Origin of the sequence: Paraburkholderia sp. SECH4, assembly GCF_030511745.1 — a bacterium.
Taxonomy (GTDB): Bacteria; Pseudomonadota; Gammaproteobacteria; order Burkholderiales; family Burkholderiaceae; genus Paraburkholderia; species Paraburkholderia madseniana.
Genome location: NZ_JALOCP010000012.1, coordinates 39,216 through 53,656 on the forward strand (window position 1 = coordinate 39,216; position 14,441 = coordinate 53,656).

Annotated in this window: 17 protein-coding genes; 9 read left to right on the forward strand and 8 right to left on the reverse strand. The window is 63.0% G+C overall.

Annotation, left to right across the window (positions count from 1 at the left end; translation table 11 throughout):
- Positions 1–87: 87 nt before the first annotated feature.
- Positions 88–1,233 carry a PA0069 family radical SAM protein gene (locus M0D67_RS17955; RefSeq protein WP_171925364.1) on the forward strand — a complete coding sequence of 382 codons (1,146 nt, stop codon included), beginning with the start codon at positions 88–90 and terminating at the stop codon, positions 1,231–1,233.
- Between the two features lie 16 nt (positions 1,234–1,249).
- Here the strand turns inward: M0D67_RS17955 and M0D67_RS17960 are convergent, their stop codons facing one another.
- Entirely contained in the window at positions 1,250–1,717 is a 468-nt protein-coding gene (locus tag M0D67_RS17960) for an NINE protein (protein ID WP_266239329.1), read from the reverse strand.
- A 93-nt stretch (positions 1,718–1,810) separates the two neighbouring features.
- The gene (locus tag M0D67_RS17965; protein WP_174825290.1) at positions 1,811–2,917 is read right to left on the reverse strand and encodes a sorbosone dehydrogenase family protein; all 1,107 of its coding nucleotides are present in this window, start codon (positions 2,915–2,917) and stop codon (positions 1,811–1,813) included.
- Positions 2,918–3,191: 274 nt separating this feature from the next.
- On the opposite strand from M0D67_RS17965, the gene rpsP reads away from it, so the two are divergent.
- The 6 genes from rpsP to M0D67_RS17995 all read left to right on the forward strand — a co-directional run bounded on the left by rpsP (position 3,192) and on the right by M0D67_RS17995 (position 7,488).
- Positions 3,192–3,446 carry a 30S ribosomal protein S16 gene (gene rpsP / locus M0D67_RS17970; RefSeq protein WP_006476550.1) on the forward strand — a complete coding sequence of 85 codons (255 nt, stop codon included), beginning with the start codon at positions 3,192–3,194 and terminating at the stop codon, positions 3,444–3,446.
- Between the two features lie 117 nt (positions 3,447–3,563).
- Positions 3,564–4,298 carry a ribosome maturation factor RimM gene (gene rimM / locus M0D67_RS17975; protein ID WP_266239330.1) on the forward strand — a complete coding sequence of 245 codons (735 nt, stop codon included), beginning with the start codon at positions 3,564–3,566 and terminating at the stop codon, positions 4,296–4,298.
- A gap of 24 nt (positions 4,299–4,322) precedes the next feature.
- Positions 4,323–5,090 (forward strand): tRNA (guanosine(37)-N1)-methyltransferase TrmD, encoded by a 768-nt coding sequence (gene trmD / locus M0D67_RS17980; RefSeq protein WP_054036120.1) that lies wholly within the window; start codon positions 4,323–4,325, stop codon positions 5,088–5,090.
- Between the two features lie 144 nt (positions 5,091–5,234).
- Positions 5,235–5,624, forward strand: coding sequence for a 50S ribosomal protein L19 (gene rplS, locus M0D67_RS17985; protein ID WP_012433948.1), 390 nt, complete (start codon positions 5,235–5,237; stop codon positions 5,622–5,624).
- A gap of 93 nt (positions 5,625–5,717) precedes the next feature.
- Positions 5,718–6,434, forward strand: coding sequence for a CoA pyrophosphatase (locus tag M0D67_RS17990; RefSeq protein ID WP_154560603.1), 717 nt, complete (start codon positions 5,718–5,720; stop codon positions 6,432–6,434).
- Positions 6,435–6,549: 115 nt separating this feature from the next.
- Positions 6,550–7,488 (forward strand): CobD/CbiB family protein, encoded by a 939-nt coding sequence (locus M0D67_RS17995; RefSeq protein WP_154560604.1) that lies wholly within the window; start codon positions 6,550–6,552, stop codon positions 7,486–7,488.
- A gap of 15 nt (positions 7,489–7,503) precedes the next feature.
- On the opposite strand, the gene M0D67_RS18000 is transcribed toward M0D67_RS17995, so the two are convergent.
- Genes M0D67_RS18000 through M0D67_RS18010 form a run of 3 tightly spaced genes read right to left on the reverse strand, consistent with a single transcriptional unit; the run spans position 7,504 to position 10,052 of the window.
- Positions 7,504–7,824 (reverse strand): DUF2007 domain-containing protein, encoded by a 321-nt coding sequence (locus M0D67_RS18000; protein ID WP_093640613.1) that lies wholly within the window; start codon positions 7,822–7,824, stop codon positions 7,504–7,506.
- A gap of 30 nt (positions 7,825–7,854) precedes the next feature.
- Positions 7,855–8,796, reverse strand: coding sequence for a ribosome small subunit-dependent GTPase A (rsgA, locus tag M0D67_RS18005; protein WP_154560605.1), 942 nt, complete (start codon positions 8,794–8,796; stop codon positions 7,855–7,857).
- Entirely contained in the window at positions 8,793–10,052 is a 1,260-nt protein-coding gene (locus M0D67_RS18010; protein ID WP_171925363.1) for a M48 family metallopeptidase, read from the reverse strand. Before M0D67_RS18010 ends, rsgA begins: the two co-directional genes overlap by 4 nt.
- 190 nt (positions 10,053–10,242) lie before the next feature.
- Here M0D67_RS18010 and orn point away from each other — a divergent pair, with 190 nt between their 5' ends.
- Entirely contained in the window at positions 10,243–10,860 is a 618-nt protein-coding gene (gene orn / locus M0D67_RS18015) for an oligoribonuclease (protein WP_154560607.1), read from the forward strand.
- Between the two features lie 22 nt (positions 10,861–10,882).
- On the opposite strand, the gene mog is transcribed toward orn, so the two are convergent.
- Complete coding sequence (mog, locus tag M0D67_RS18020) at positions 10,883–11,527, reverse strand: molybdopterin adenylyltransferase (protein ID WP_171925362.1); 645 nt, start codon at positions 11,525–11,527, stop codon at positions 10,883–10,885.
- On the reverse strand, positions 11,508–12,119 hold the full coding sequence (gene yjgA / locus M0D67_RS18025; RefSeq protein WP_154560609.1) for a ribosome biogenesis factor YjgA: 612 nt from the start codon (positions 12,117–12,119) through the stop codon (positions 11,508–11,510). The genes mog and yjgA overlap by 20 nt, the downstream gene beginning before the upstream one ends.
- A gap of 234 nt (positions 12,120–12,353) precedes the next feature.
- On the opposite strand from yjgA, the gene pmbA reads away from it, so the two are divergent.
- A complete protein-coding gene (pmbA, locus tag M0D67_RS18030; protein WP_054036131.1) occupies positions 12,354–13,724 on the forward strand; it encodes a metalloprotease PmbA in 1,371 nt (456 codons plus the stop codon).
- Between the two features lie 169 nt (positions 13,725–13,893).
- Here the strand turns inward: pmbA and M0D67_RS18035 are convergent, their stop codons facing one another.
- On the reverse strand, positions 13,894–14,394 hold the full coding sequence (locus M0D67_RS18035) for a dihydrofolate reductase (protein WP_154560610.1): 501 nt from the start codon (positions 14,392–14,394) through the stop codon (positions 13,894–13,896).
- Positions 14,395–14,441: the final 47 nt, after the last annotated feature.

Genomic DNA, 14,441 nt, shown 5'->3' on the forward strand with positions numbered 1-14,441 from the left:
GTTGCGCAGCTGGACTCGACAAACGGCGTAAACACTGTATATTTATACAGGTGTTTTGCGCCGTTTTGCATTTTGCGTGCTCCAGCCGTGACCGATTCCGACACCCACTCCGCCAACGAATTTCCGATTGCTCCGCCCACGCCTCGCAAGGGGCGCGGTGCGGTGACGAACCTGCAAGGCCGTTACGAAGTCGACCAGCGTGAAGTGGTGGACGACGGCTGGCTTTCGTCGCCGGAGGAAGACGGCGAGCCCAAGGTTTTACGCACGCAGGTTTTCGAAGAGCGGGCCAAAACCATTCTCACGCGCAACGCGTCGCCGGATATTCCGTTCAGCGTGTCGCTCAATCCGTATCGGGGCTGCGAACATGGCTGCATCTACTGCTTCGCGCGGCCCACACATAGTTATCTAGGGCTGTCGCCGGGGCTCGACTTCGAAAGCCGCATCTACGCGAAGATCAATGCGCCGGAGTTGCTCGAGCGCGAGTTGTCGAAGAAGTCCTATGTCCCGGAGCCGATCGCGCTCGGCGTCAATACCGACGCCTGGCAACCCGTCGAGCGCGATTTGCGCCTCACCCGGCGAGTGATCGAAGTGCTCAGCGAGCGCGGCCATCCGTTCGCGGCGATCACCAAATCGTCGCTGATCGAGCGGGATATCGATCTGCTCGCACCTATGGCGGCGCGCGGGCAGTTCATGGCGGCTATCACGATCACCACGCTGGACGCCGAGATCGCGCGCACGCTTGAGCCGCGTGCCGCCACGCCGTCGCGTCGATTGCGCACGATCCGTACGTTGAGCGAGGCGGGCATTCCGGTTGGCGTCAGCATCGCGCCGGTGATTCCCTTCGTCACCGAGCCGGACATGGAGCGTGTGCTGGAAGCCTGTGCAGAGGCCGGCGCAAGCAATGCGAGCTACATCGTGCTGCGTTTGCCTTGGGAAGTTGCGCCGCTATTCAAGGATTGGCTCGCGGCGCATTTTCCCGATCGGGCTGATCGGGTGATGAGTCGCGTGCACGATATGCGGGGCGGGAAGGACTACGACTCGAACTTCGCCACTCGAATGAAGGGGGAAGGCTTGTGGGCGGACCTGCTGAAGCAGCGCTTCCACAATGCTGTGCGCCGGCTCGGGCTAAACCGGCGCGACCGCGGCATTCTCGATATGTCGCATTTTCGCCGGGTTGAGCCGGTGCGCACTGAACTGCCGCCGCGCGACAATCCACAATTGAGGCTCTTTTAGCGCGGCGCGCGGTGGGTCATTGCGACAGCGCTTTGGCGGCTTGCACCTGACCTTCGAAGTAAGTCTGGAACGAGATCGCGAGGCCCGTCATGAGGAGGAACGCGCCGATCAGCAGCGAAAAGATCACGATGAAAATGACGGTCCAGCCAGAGCGGCTTTTGCACTGGGTTTGCACGTTGAACTGCGCGTCCCATTTTTCATCCGGGCGCAGGCCATAGACGATCGCGGCCAGAAAGGCTGAGAGCAGCGAGACGGCGCCGAAAAACGCGAGCACCCAGCCGAGCATCGAGGCCCGTTCGCTCGCCACCACCAGCATGGCGCCCGGAATCCCGATCAACGTGCCGAGCAAGTGCGCCCAGCCGTAGATGTCGCGCAAGCCGTACAGATAGAAGCGGTGGGCGCCGAGGCTGCCGAAGAAGAAGGCCAGCGCGGCGGTAATCGTCTTGGATCTGAAATACGAGGAAGTCGAAGCAAGGGTGGACATGTAGGCGAGGGCAGAGTGACAGGCTGTCGAAAAGGAGCGGGGCGTCGGTGGGCGTGGGCCGACGCGCATTCTACGCCCGCGGCGCGCTTACGGCTAAGGCTGAGGCGCGGAATAGGTCACGCGATAGACCGCGCCGGCGTAGTCGTCGCTGATCAGGAGTGAGCCGTCGGGCATCGGCTGCACGTCGGCGGGGCGGCCCCATACCGCTTCGCCCGGCTGGAGCCAGCCTTCGGCAAAGACCTCCTGGTGCGCGTTGCTGCCGTCCGGGTTGGTAATCACCCGCACGACGCGGTAGCCGACCTTCTTGCTGCGATTCCACGAGCCGTGCTCGGCGATAAAAATATTGTCGCGATACGCGGCCGGGAACATCGAGCCACTGTAAAAGCGCATGCCGAGCGAGGCGACGTGCGCGCCGAGTTTGACAACCGGCGGTGTGAAGGCGCTGCATGGATGGTCCTTGCCGAATTCGGGGTCGGGCGTGTCGCCGCCATGGCAGTACGGAAAGCCGAAATCCATGCCTGCACGCGGCGCGCGGTTGAGTTTGTCGTCCGGTACGTCGTCGCCCATCAGGTCGCGGCCGTTGTCGGTGAACCACAACTCATGTGTCACCGGATGCCACGCGAAACCGACTGAGTTGCGAACGCCACGCGCCACGATTTCATAATGGCTGCCGTCCGGGTCCATGCGGCCGATCATCCCAAAGCGGTCGCGGTCTTTCAGGCAGACGTTGCAGGGCGCGCCTTGCGGCACGTACAGCTTGCCATCCGGCCCGAAAGCGATGAATTTCCAGCCATGATGGGTCTCTGTCGGCAGTGTGTCGGTGACCACGACCGGCTTGGGCGGATCATTCAGATGAGCGTCAATCGCGTCAAAGCGTAGAATTTTCGACACTGCGGAGACGTACAGCGTGCCATCCCGCCACGCCACGCCCGCCGGCGTTTCCAGGCCGGAGGCGACCACGTGGCGAGCCGTGACGCGTCCACTCTGCAATTCGAGCGCGTAGACGTGGCCGTCAAGGCTGCCTATATAAAGAATGCCCTTCGGTGAGAGCGCCATGGCCCGCGCGCTCGGTACGGCGTCCGAGAGGACCTCGATGTGGAAGCCGGGCGGCAGTTTGATGCGCTCGACCGGTAGCGCGGCCAGCACCGGCAGGGCCGTGGCGGCGAGCAACAAGGCAGCGCCTGCTCGCAGGGCCTGAATGCGGGCGGCACGCGAAAAGCCTGTAATCAGCGAAAAGCGGGCAACTCGCCGAAAGACGGCGAATGAAGCGAGAAAAAACGCAGATGGCGGCAGGCGTTTCACGGGCGCTCCGTCAGGTAATTCGGGCGTCTCGGCGCGATTCGAGGCCTGTGCCTGTATGGACGGCACAACCCCGTCGTGCAGTTTATCCCGGTAAGTGTTTGTTATGGCGTCGGTTTCCCGCTATAATCGCGTGTTTCAGTCGTTCCGAACCCCGGTTTTCAAGGATTCTAGTATGGTCATCATCCGCTTGGCTCGTGGCGGCTCCAAGAAGCGCCCGTTCTACAACATCGTCGCAACCGATTCGCGTAACCGTCGTGACGGCCGCTTCATCGAACGCGTTGGCTTCTACAACCCGGTCGCTACGAAGGGTGAGTCGCTGCGTATCGCTCAAGACCGCCTGACGTACTGGCAAGGTGTTGGCGCACAACTGTCGCCGACCGTTCAGCGTCTCGTGAAAGAAGCGCAAAAGGCGCAGCCGGCTGCTTAATGGTAGCTAGCATGCGTATCGTCGTCGGTTCGGCCGGCGGCTCGCGCAGCTTGCGTGAGCAGTCCGATGCGCGAGTTTTGCTGAAGCAGACGTCGAAGTTGGCAGCGAGGTTCTCTTATGTCTGAACGTGATTCCGGCAATTCAGGTCGCGTAAAGGCAAAGGCGGCAGCCCCGCGCGCGAAGACGTCTGGTCAGGCGCCGTTCGGTGCATTCGTCCGCAAGCCGGTCGAAGCGACCGAAGGGCAGGCGAAAGCCAAAGTTGCAAACGCCGCTTCCAGCGCAGCAGAAATGCGAGCGGAAACGGTGGAAAGCTGGCCGGCCGATGCGGTCGAGGTCGGTGCAATAGTCGACGCTTACGGCCTCAAAGGCTGGGTCAAGGTAGCCGCGCATGCGGATGCCGGGCACGGCGGCGACGCATTGCTGAGCGCGAAGCGCTGGTGGTTGCTGAAAGGCCACGAGCGCAAGTCGGCGCCGTCATTACAGGCAAAAACGCATAGCGACAGTATCGTTGCCCATCTGGGCGGCGTAGCTGACCGCGATGTGGCACTGGCACTGCGCGGCACGCGCGTCTATATCAGCCGCAGCGAATTTCCGGCCCTCGAGGCCGACGAATTCTACTGGGTCGACCTGCTCGGCCTGGATGTGGTGAACGTTGCCGGGGTCCACCTCGGCAAGGTTGCAGACATGATCGACAACGGTGCGCACTCGGTGTTGCGCATCGAATATCCGGATACCGACAAAAGCGGTAAGCCGGTCACCGGCGAGCGTTTGATCCCGTTCGTCGGCGTCTTTGTCAAAACGGTGGATCAGGCGGCGAAGCAGATCATCGTCGACTGGGAAACCGATTACTAAATAACTCGCTGACTGGAGAGAGCGATGCAGTTCGATGTCGTGACGCTCTTTCCTGACATGTTTCGTGCGCTGACCGACTGGGGTATCACCAGCCGTGCGGCGAAGCAGGAGCGCTACGGGTTGCGCACGTGGAATCCACGCGATTTCACTACCGACAACTACCGCACAATCGACGATCGCCCCTACGGCGGCGGCCCCGGCATGGTGATGCTGGCCAAGCCCCTGGAAGACGCGATCGGCGCGGCGAAAGCGGCGCAGGCGGAGCAGGGCATCGGCGCGTCGCGCGTCGTGATGATGTCGCCGCAAGGCGCCACGCTGAATCACGATCGTGTCATGCAGTTCGCGGCCGAGCCCGGTCTGATCCTGTTGTGCGGGCGCTATGAAGCGATCGATCAGCGTTTGCTCGACCGTGTCGTCGATGAAGAGGTCAGCCTCGGCGACTTCGTGCTGTCCGGCGGCGAATTGCCGGCGATGGCGTTGATGGATGCCGTGGTGCGTCAGTTGCCCGGCGTGCTGAACGACTCGCAATCGGCGGTGCAGGATAGTTTCGTCGACGTGCTGCTGGATTGTCCGCATTACACGCGTCCGGAGGAATACGACGGCGTGCGTGTGCCTGATGTGCTGCTTGGCGGCCATCATGCGGAAATCGAAGCGTGGCGTCGGCGTGAAGCCTTGCGTAACACGTTGAACAAGCGGCCCGATTTGATCGTGAAGGCCAGAAAGAACAAGATGTTGAGCCGTGCCGACGAGGCATGGCTTACGAGTCTCGCGAAGGAAGTGTCGAAGGCGTAAAGCCTTGGGCTTTCGAGCGGACATAGGCGGTGCCGCACATGCGTGTACGGCGCCAGATGTGAACCCATCCTCTATCGGGGCCGTAGCCAAGCAGTTTCTGTGAGGCAGGTACGAACGCCGACAAGATGGACATAGGAGTCAGTGATGAATCTGATTGCAATACTCGAGCAGGAAGAAATCGGCCGCGCCCTCGGCGAGAAGACCATCCCCGAATTCGCCCCCGGCGATACGGTGATCGTCAGCGTGAACGTGGTTGAAGGTACGCGTAAGCGTGTTCAGGCTTACGAAGGCGTCGTGATCGCCAAGCGTAACCGTGGTCTGAATTCGTCGTTCATCGTCCGCAAGATTTCGTCGGGCGAAGGCGTCGAGCGTACGTTCCAGACGTACTCGCCGCTGCTGGCAAGCATCGTCGTGAAGCGTCGTGGCGATGTGCGTCGTGCGAAGCTGTACTACCTGCGCGACCGTTCGGGCAAGTCGGCTCGAATCAAGGAAAAGCTGGTCGCAAAGAAAGACCGCGCTGCTCCGGAAGCGTAAAAGCTGTAAGAAAAAGCACCCCTCGCGGGTGCTTTTTTGTTTGCCAGGTCAAAATAGCGGAATGTCCCCTATCCGCTCATTCCGAGAGACCCGTTGATCCGCCCCGCCTTTGAGCCTGAAACTCTACCTGTCGAAGCGACGGGTGCCGATCTGCCACCGGTGGTTGCCGGGCGCCTGACGCCCGACGGTCTGCGTGCGCGCTTCGAGCAGCGTCTGAGCTGGACGCCTGAGCCGATTATCGAAGCACCGTGGCGCGATCAGCACGTCGATCCGCGCGTTGCCGCTGTGCTGGTGCCGCTGGTCGTACGCGACAACGGCCTCACCGTGCTCCTGACTCAACGTGCCGACCATCTGAACGACCACGCCGGCCAGGTGAGTTTTCCCGGCGGCCGTCACGAACCGTTCGACGCGGATGCAACCGCCACGGCGTTGCGCGAGGCGCAGGAAGAGGTCGGTCTCGATCCGTCGCGCGTTGAAATTCTCGGTGCGTTGCCCGACTATCTGACGGGCACCGGTTTTCGTGTGACGCCTGTGATCGGTCTGGTGCATCCGCCCTTCACGTTGAAAGCGGATGCGTTCGAAGTGGCCGAAGTCTTCGAAGTGCCGCTCGCTTTTCTGATGAACCCCGCGCATCACGAAGAGCGCGTGTTTCGTTACGAAGGTGGCCAGCGTCGCTTTTTCGCCATGCCCTATCCGCGGCCCGCGTCGGCGGAAGCGGCGGATCGCGAGGGGCAGGTGGGCGGCCACTATTTCATCTGGGGCGCGACGGCGGCGATGCTGCGCAACTTCTATCGCTTTCTCGCGGCTTGAATCGCCGCGGGTTGTGCACTTGTTGGGTGTTTGTCAACGTCCGTGCTCAGTGGCATCCGACCCTGTGCTATCGTTATAAAACAATCGTAAAAACTCGAAAAGCACGGCGCATCGCATGACTTTTTTCTCCGTATTGCTGGCTCTGATTATTGAACAGGTCCGCGCGCTGTCGCTGAACAATCCGGTGGCGGCATTGCTTCAATACCATGCGGAGTCGGCGGCGCACGGATTCGATGCCGGCAAGCCCAAGCATGGCTTGCTCGCGTGGCTGGTGGTGGTGGTGCCTTGGACGCTGGCCGTCGCGCTTATCTACTACGTGCTGTATCACATTCACTTCGCGCTGGCGTTCCTGTGGAACGTCGCGGTGCTGTACTTCACGCTCGGTTTCCGGCAGTTCAGCCATTACTTCACGGATATCCACCTCGCGTTGAATAACGACGACGTGCCGCGCGCCCGTGAAATCCTGAATGAATGGACCGGGCTCGATACCGTGGATATGCCCGTTAGCGAGATCGTGCGTCATACGCTGATTCACGCGGTGGTCGCCTCGCATCGGCATGTGTTCGGCGTGTTCTTCTGGTTCCTGATTCCGGTCGGGCCGGCGGGCGCGGTGCTGTATCGGATCGCCGAATATCTGGCGCGTGCATGGGCACGGCCGGCCGACGATCGCACGGCGGCGTTTTCGAGCTTCGCGCAACGTGCTTTCTTCGTGATCGACTGGGTGCCGGCGCGGCTCACGTCGCTGGGCTTTGCGATTGTCGGCAATTTCGAAGACGCGATTTATGCATGGCGCAACCATGCGCGTCAGTGGCCGGATGCGAACGACGGCGTGTTGCTGGCCGCGGGCAGCGGCGCGTTGGGCGCGCGATTGAGCGGGCCGCTTGCCGAACCCTCGAGCCTCGATGCGCTGACCACCGGCGACGGCGGCCCGATGTCAGTCGGCGACGACTGCACGCCGCGCACGCTGCAATCGGCGGTGGGTCTGGTGTGGCGTGCGGTGGTGCTGTGGATGATTTTGCTGCTGATGCTGACGATCGCGGTGTGGCTTGCCTGATGCGCTCCAACCGCTTCATCCATCCAGCGGATCACGCGCCGTCCCACACTGCCAGCACACCGTGAACTGCGCCTCGAGCGTCTCCCCGCACTGACGGCATCGCCACGAAGGCGACCCCGCCGCCGGGCCATGTGAAGCCGCATCGATCAACCGCCGCGCCATCACCTCATCGCGCTCATCCACAAGCCACAGCTCCGGTGCGCACTGATCCGCCGGAATATCGCCGAGCGCGCCGTTCAGATAACGGTTATGCAACTCGCAAGCGATACCCGCCGTCTCCAGCACATTGACCCAATGCTGTCCGATGATCAGATTCGGCGCGCGCATCAATTTCATCGTGAATCCATGGTTTGACAGCGGCGCGCGTTAGCGCACGATCTGGCTGGCTTCGTGCACCAGTTGCGCGTACAGGGCATGCCGTTCGCGTCGGATCCCGCCATCGGCGACAGCTTCGAGAATCGCGCAGCCCGGCTCCTGCAGGTGATGGCAGTTGTAGAAGCGGCAGTTCGGCAGCAGCGGCCGGAACTCGGGAAACGCGCGTTCGAGCCGGCCTTCGGTCAGATGATGCAGGCCGAATTCCTGGAAGCCCGGCGAATCGATCAACGCCCCGCCATCGGATCCAGGCAAAGGGTAGAGCCGCGTAAACGTGGTGGTGTGTCGGCCGCTGTTCAACGCGGTCGAGATCTCGCGCGTCGCGACTTCGGCATCGGGAATCAGCAGATTTACCAACGTCGACTTGCCCATGCCCGACTGGCCGAGCAGCAGCGTCGAATGACCTTGCAGATGCTCGAGCAACGCGGGGCGCGCGGCATCAGGCTGCGTCTTGATCGACACTTCGACCACGGTGTAGCCGAGCGCGCGGTACGGTTCGAGCCGCCTGCGCGCGCCCTCCAGCGCGCCGGTCACGTCGATCTTGTTCAACACGATCAACGGCTTCAACTCGTTTGCCTCGGCGGCGACAAGCGCGCGGCCGAGCAGGTCCTCGCTGAAATGCGGCTCGGTTGCGAGCACGATCAGCAACTGGTCGAGATTCGCGGCAAAGAGTTTCGACTTGTACTGATCCGAGCGATACAGCAGATTGCGCCGCTCGCCGATCTCGACGATCACACCCTGATCCGCCGAAGTCGGTTCGTAAATCACGCGATCGCCGACCGCCACTTCGCTACGCTTGCCACGCGGGAAGCACTGGAGCATCGGGCTGCCGTCTTCCGGCGCGACCAGGTAGTGCCGCCCATGAGCGGCAATCACCAGACCGCCTACGCGCGTGCTGGACGGCGCGCGCGGCGCTTTCGGGGAGCGGCCGCTCATGCGTGCCGCAGCAGGCGGTCGATCCGCTGCGACGCCGGCGGATGCGAGTAATAGAACGCGGTGTAGAGCGGATCGGGCGTCAGGGTCGATGCGTTGTCCTCATACAGCTTGACGAGCGCGTTGACGAGGTCTTGCGCATCGGTTTGCGTCGCGGCGAAGGCATCGGCCTCGAACTCGTGCTTGCGCGAGCTGAGGCTGCCGAGCGGCGTGACGAAGAACAGGAACACCGGCAGCGCGAGGAAGAACAGCACCAGCGCGAGGCCGCTATTGCCGCCGATCAGCGACGGCCGCACGCCCAGTCCTTCATAGAACCACACGCATTGCGTCAGCCAGCCGAGCAGGGCGAGCATCACGAGGCTGATCGCGAACATGACGACCATCCGCTTGATCACGTGACGGCGCTTGAAGTGGCCGAGTTCGTGCGCGAGCACCGCTTCGATCTCGTTGCCCGACAGGCGCGCGAGCAGCGTGTCGAAGAACACGATCCGCTTGGCCGCGCCGAAGCCGGTGAAATACGCATTGCCGTGCGCCGAACGGCGGCTGCCGTCCATCACGAACAGACCCTTTGCGGCGAAACCGCAGCGCTGCATCAGGGCTTCGATGCGGCTTTTCAGCGCTTCGTCCTTGAGCGGCTCGAACTTGTTGAAGAGCGGCGCGATAAACGACGGATACAGCACCAGCACGAGCAACTGGAACGCGACCCACACGATCCACGTCCACAGCCACCACAGGCTGCCCGCCTGGTTCATCAGCCACAGCACGACGAACAGCAGCGGCAGGCCGAACGCCGCACCGAGCAGGACGCCTTTGAGGCGGTCGAGGAAGAAAATGCCCTTGCTCATGCGGTTGAAGCCGAAGCGTTGCTCGACCACGAATTGCCGGTAGTACTCGAACGGCAGATCGATCACGCTGGTAATCGCGATCACCGCCGCGACCAGCGCGATCTGGCCGGCGTAGCCGCGGCCCAGCCAGTCGGAGATCGCGAGATCGAGCGCCTGCACGCCGCCCAGCAGCGTCAGCCCGATCAGCACGGCCGCGCCGACGACGATCTCGATCATGGTGAGGCGCGTGCGTTCGACGGTGTAGTCGGCGGCGCGCTGGTGCGCGGTGAGCGCGATGGTACCGGCAAACTGGCTCGGCACCTGCTCGCGATGGCCGGCGACGAAGCGGATCTGCCGCGACGCGAGCCACAGCTTGGTGCCGACCATCGCCACGACGGCGACGACGAACAGAACAGTGAAGTACAGGGTAGGCATCCGGGGATTCCGTGGTATCTATGCGAGAATTATATGTTTCTTCCCGCCCGGCGGCGGGGGGATAAGATCAAACCCGGCTCAAACCCGGCCCATGCAGGCCCAAGCCGGCTCAAACCAATCTCATACGAACAATCGCCGCGGCAAGCGCGCTTCCGGAGAAGCCGTCTGCCCGGCCATCAGGGTTGCCTTCATGACTGACATCCTCGACTCCACCGAACAGCCGCCGCTCGTGCGCAGCGACATGAATCTCGTCTGGCTGGACATGGAAATGACCGGGCTCGAACCGGACACCGACCGCATCATCGAAATCGCGGTGGTCGTGACGAATTCGACGCTCGACCGCCTGGTCGAAGGGCCGGTGCTGGCGATTCATCAGAGCGACGAAACGCTCGCCAAAATGGATCAGTGGAATCAGAACACGCATGGCCGCTCGGGGCTGATCGACCGCGTGAAGGCGTCGACGGTGAGCGAAGCGGACGCCACGGAACAGATTCGCGACTTTCTTAGCGCTTATGTACCGCCCGGCAAATCGCCGATGTGCGGCAACTCGATCTGCCAGGACCGCCGCTTCATGGCGCGCTGGATGCCGGATCTGGAGCGCTTCTTCCATTACCGCAATCTGGACGTCAGCACGCTGAAGGAACTGTGCCGCCGCTGGCAGCCGGCGATCTACAAGGGTTTCCAGAAACGCGCCATGCATACGGCGCTGGCCGACATCCATGAATCGATCGACGAACTGAAGTACTACCGCGAGCACTTCCTGATTCCGGCGGCCTCGCAGGTGCCGGAAACGCCGGCCGCGGAATAATCCATCAGCCGTCGTTTCAGCTTCAACCCTGCCGGGGCGCGCGCACCGCGTTCTTCGGCCGGAACGCTTTCACCACGTCGGCGTTCGTTTCCACATACGGGCCGCCGATCAGGTCGATGCAGTAAGGCACCGCGGCGAAAATCCCCGGCACCTTCACGGCGCGGCCAGCGTCTGCGTCACGCAAACCTTCCAGCGTTTCCTTGATCGACTTCGGCTGCCCCGGCAGGTTGATGATCAGCGCCGCGTGATCCGCGGTTTCGCGGATCACCGCCACCTGGCGCGACAGAATCGCGGTCGGCACGAAATTCAGGCTGATTTGCCGCATTTGCTCGCCGAAACCCGGCATTTCCTTGGTCGCCACCGCCAAAGTCGCTTCCGGCGTCACGTCGCGGCGCGACGGGCCGGTGCCGCCGGTGGTCAGCACCAGATCGCAACCCACTTCGTCGACCAGTTCGATCAGCGTGGCGGAAATGGTGGGCGCATCGTCCTGAATCAGGCGGGTGACCACCTGGAACGGCGAGGTCAGGGTGGCGCCGAGCCATTCCTGCAGCGCCGGTATGCCTTTGTCCTCATACACGCCGGTGGACGCCCGGTCGCTGATCGACACGAGGCCGATCACGATTTCGTCCGGATGATTACGTGTAGCCTTACGCGTCGCGGTCGTCATCGTCGTCTTCCAGCACGTCTTCTGCATCGGAATCGGTGTCGGCAGACGGGCCGTCGGCGTTCTTGATCCACTGGAACAGCTCGCGGAAGTAGCGCGGCGGCTTGCTTTGCTGCGCCTCCTTGCGGGCGTTGCGGATCAGCGTGCGGCCCTGCTGCGGATCGGCGTTCGGGTGCTGGCGGATGAATTCGGTCAGCGCGGCGTCGTCGGCGAGCAGTTTCTCGCGGGTGCGCTCGATCCAGTGCAGCTTGGCCGTTTCCGCCTTGTTGACGCCGTTATAGGTGTCGAGCGCGGTGCGCAGGGCGGCGGTTTCCCCGTCCAGCAGCGAGCGCATCACGCGCCCGACGTACTGCACCTGGCGGCGCTTGCCTTCGTGATCGGTGATGCGGCGCGCTTCGCGCACGGCGTCGTCGAGCTTTTCGGGCATCGGCATGCGCTTGAGCGCGTCTTTCGGCAGGGCGATCAGCGCCGAGCCCAGTTCCTGCAGCTCGTGCATTTCGCGCTTGAGCTGGGACTTGCTGGGACGGTCGTAGCCGTTCTCGTCGACTTCCGGCTCGGCGGATTCGATGGGTTGAATGCGGGTTTTGCGTGTCATACCGATATTGTAGCTTGCCGCGCACGCCGGGCCCGCCGTGCTGCTGTGCACAAGTGCGCTCGCCGGCTCCGGCGGACGCGGCGAATGCCAGGTACGGCTTCGCAACCCTTGCTATGATCGCGGGATGCGTGACTACGCAAACGCGCACGCAAATGCACTTGCAAATGCGCACGCACGTGCGTGGCATGGGCGAACACACAGGGCCGCTCGGCCCCGAACAGGACGGCAACGACAATGGCAGCAGACATGGACGTCAAGCAGCGCTTTTTTCCGCACACCCAGGATGAACTGAAGGAAATCGCCTCGGACATCCTTCGTCACGCGAAGTCGCTCGGCGGCACCGACGCGGCGACCGAGATATCCGAAGGCGACGGCCTGTCCGTCTCCGTGCGGCGCGGCGAAGTCGAGACGATCGAACACAACCGCGACAAGATGGTCGGCGTGACGGTGTTCATCGGTAACAAGCGCGGCAACGCGAGCACCTCGGACTTTTCGTCGCAGGCTTTGAAGGACACAGTCGCGGCGGCGTACAACATCGCCCGCTTCACCGCGGAAGACGACTGCGCGGGTCTTGCCGAAGCAGACCTGCTCGAAACCGCGCCGCGCGATCTCGATCTGTATCACCCGTGGAATCTGACGGCCGACGAAGCGGTGGAAATCGCCCGTCGCTCGGAAGACGCCGCCTTCGCCACCGATCCGCAGATCAAGAATTCGGAAGGCGCGAGCGTCTCGGCGCAGCATTCGCAATTCGTGCTGGCCACTTCGCGCGGCTTCCTTGCGGGCTATCCGTACTCGCGCCACTACATCGCCTGCGCGCCGATCGCCGGCAGCGCGCGCAACATGCAGCGCGACGACTGGTACACGTCGACCCGCAGCGCGGCCGACCTCGCCGATCCGGAAGCGGTGGGCCGCTACGCCGCGCAACGAGCGCTGTCGCGCATCGGCGCGCGCGGGCTCGACACGCGCAAGGTGCCGGTGCTGTTCGAAGCGCCGCTCGCCGCCGGCATTCTCGGCGCGTTCGTCCAGGCCACGAGCGGCGGCGCGCTGTACCGTAAGACCTCGTTCCTCGTCGATAGCCTCGGCAAGCCGGTGTTCGCGCCGCACGTCCAGGTGGTCGAAGATCCGCACGTCGCGCGTGCGATGGGCAGCGCACCGTTCGACGAAGAGGGCGTGCGTACGAAACAGCGTTCGGTGGTGAAGGACGGCGTGGTGGAAGGCTACTTCCTGTCCACCTATTCGGCGCGCAAGCTCGGCATGCAGACAACCGGCAACGCCGGCGGTTCGCACAATCTGTCGCTGCGCAGCTCGAAGACGCGCCCGGGAGACGACTTCGAAGAAATGCTGAAGAAGCTCGGCACGGGCCTGTTGCTGACCGAACTGATGGGGCAGGGCGTGAACTACGTGACGGGCGACTATTCGCGCGGCGCGTCGGGCTTCTGGGTCGAGAACGGCAAGATCCAGTATCCGGTCGAGGAAATCACGGTGGCGAGCACCTTGCAGGAGATGTTCCGCCATATCGTCGCGATCGGCGCGGATACGATCACGCGCGGCACCAAGGAAACGGGCTCGGTGCTGATCGAACGGATGACGATCGCCGGGCAGTAGGCGGTTCGATCAAGCGCCGACCGGCTGCGCAGCAGGGCTGCACAACGGCGCTGCAAACAGAAACGCCACGCGAGCAACCGCGTGGCGTTTTTTTATGCGTGCGTGTTGGGTGACGGTGAATGACGAATGCGCGAAGCGCAGACCGTCATTCAGGCGCGCTGCAACACCCTCAAGTGCCCTTACGCTTATACGTCACAAACGCGTAATCGAAGTCATTCGGCGCGTCCGCGCGATGCGTTTCATGTGCGACTTCTTCCCACTCGCCTTCATCGAGCTCGGGGAACGTGGCGTCGCCTTCGAAGTCGGCGGAGATCTCGGTGATGATCAGCTTGTCCGCCTGACGCAAACCTTCCGCATACAACTGCGCGCCGCCGATCAGAAACGCTTCCGGCGCCTGATCCTGGGCGGCGAGCTTCAGCGCGTCTTCGAGCGTGGTGGCCGCGTCGCAGCCCTGAAAGCGCCGTGCGGCATCCCGTGTCACGACAATGTTGCGGCGTCCCGGCAACGGCCGGCCGATCGATTCATGCGTCTTGCGGCCCATGATGATGGGCGCGCCCATCGTGGTGCGCTTGAAGAACGCGAGGTCTTCGGGAAGTCGCCATGGCAACTGGTTGTCGCGGCCGATCACGCCGTTATTGGCGCGAGCGACGATCAGGGTGAGCGTCGTCATCGAATGGAAAGGGGAACGTAACCAGGATGATTCTACCTGAGGTGCAA

Bases quoted from the DNA above. Each gene is read 5' to 3' on its own strand.
- rsgA (WP_154560605.1), bottom strand. From the start codon at position 8,796: ATGAGCGGCCGCTCCCCGAAAGCGCCGCGCGCGCCGTCCAGCACGCGC.
- M0D67_RS18035 (WP_154560610.1), bottom strand. From the start codon at position 14,394: ATGACGACGCTCACCCTGATCGTCGCTCGCGCCAATAACGGCGTGATC.
- trmD (WP_054036120.1), top strand. From the start codon at position 4,323: ATGCAGTTCGATGTCGTGACGCTCTTTCCTGACATGTTTCGTGCGCTG.
- M0D67_RS17995 (WP_154560604.1), top strand. From the start codon at position 6,550: ATGACTTTTTTCTCCGTATTGCTGGCTCTGATTATTGAACAGGTCCGC.
- orn (WP_154560607.1), top strand. From the start codon at position 10,243: ATGACTGACATCCTCGACTCCACCGAACAGCCGCCGCTCGTGCGCAGC.
- rplS (WP_012433948.1), top strand. From the start codon at position 5,235: ATGAATCTGATTGCAATACTCGAGCAGGAAGAAATCGGCCGCGCCCTC.
- yjgA (WP_154560609.1), bottom strand. From the start codon at position 12,119: ATGACACGCAAAACCCGCATTCAACCCATCGAATCCGCCGAGCCGGAA.
- rimM (WP_266239330.1), top strand. From the start codon at position 3,564: ATGTCTGAACGTGATTCCGGCAATTCAGGTCGCGTAAAGGCAAAGGCG.
- M0D67_RS18000 (WP_093640613.1), bottom strand. From the start codon at position 7,824: ATGAAATTGATGCGCGCGCCGAATCTGATCATCGGACAGCATTGGGTC.
- pmbA (WP_054036131.1), top strand. From the start codon at position 12,354: ATGGCAGCAGACATGGACGTCAAGCAGCGCTTTTTTCCGCACACCCAG.
- rpsP (WP_006476550.1), top strand. From the start codon at position 3,192: ATGGTCATCATCCGCTTGGCTCGTGGCGGCTCCAAGAAGCGCCCGTTC.
- M0D67_RS18010 (WP_171925363.1), bottom strand. From the start codon at position 10,052: ATGCCTACCCTGTACTTCACTGTTCTGTTCGTCGTCGCCGTCGTGGCG.
- M0D67_RS17960 (WP_266239329.1), bottom strand. From the start codon at position 1,717: ATGTCCACCCTTGCTTCGACTTCCTCGTATTTCAGATCCAAGACGATT.
- mog (WP_171925362.1), bottom strand. From the start codon at position 11,527: ATGACGACCGCGACGCGTAAGGCTACACGTAATCATCCGGACGAAATC.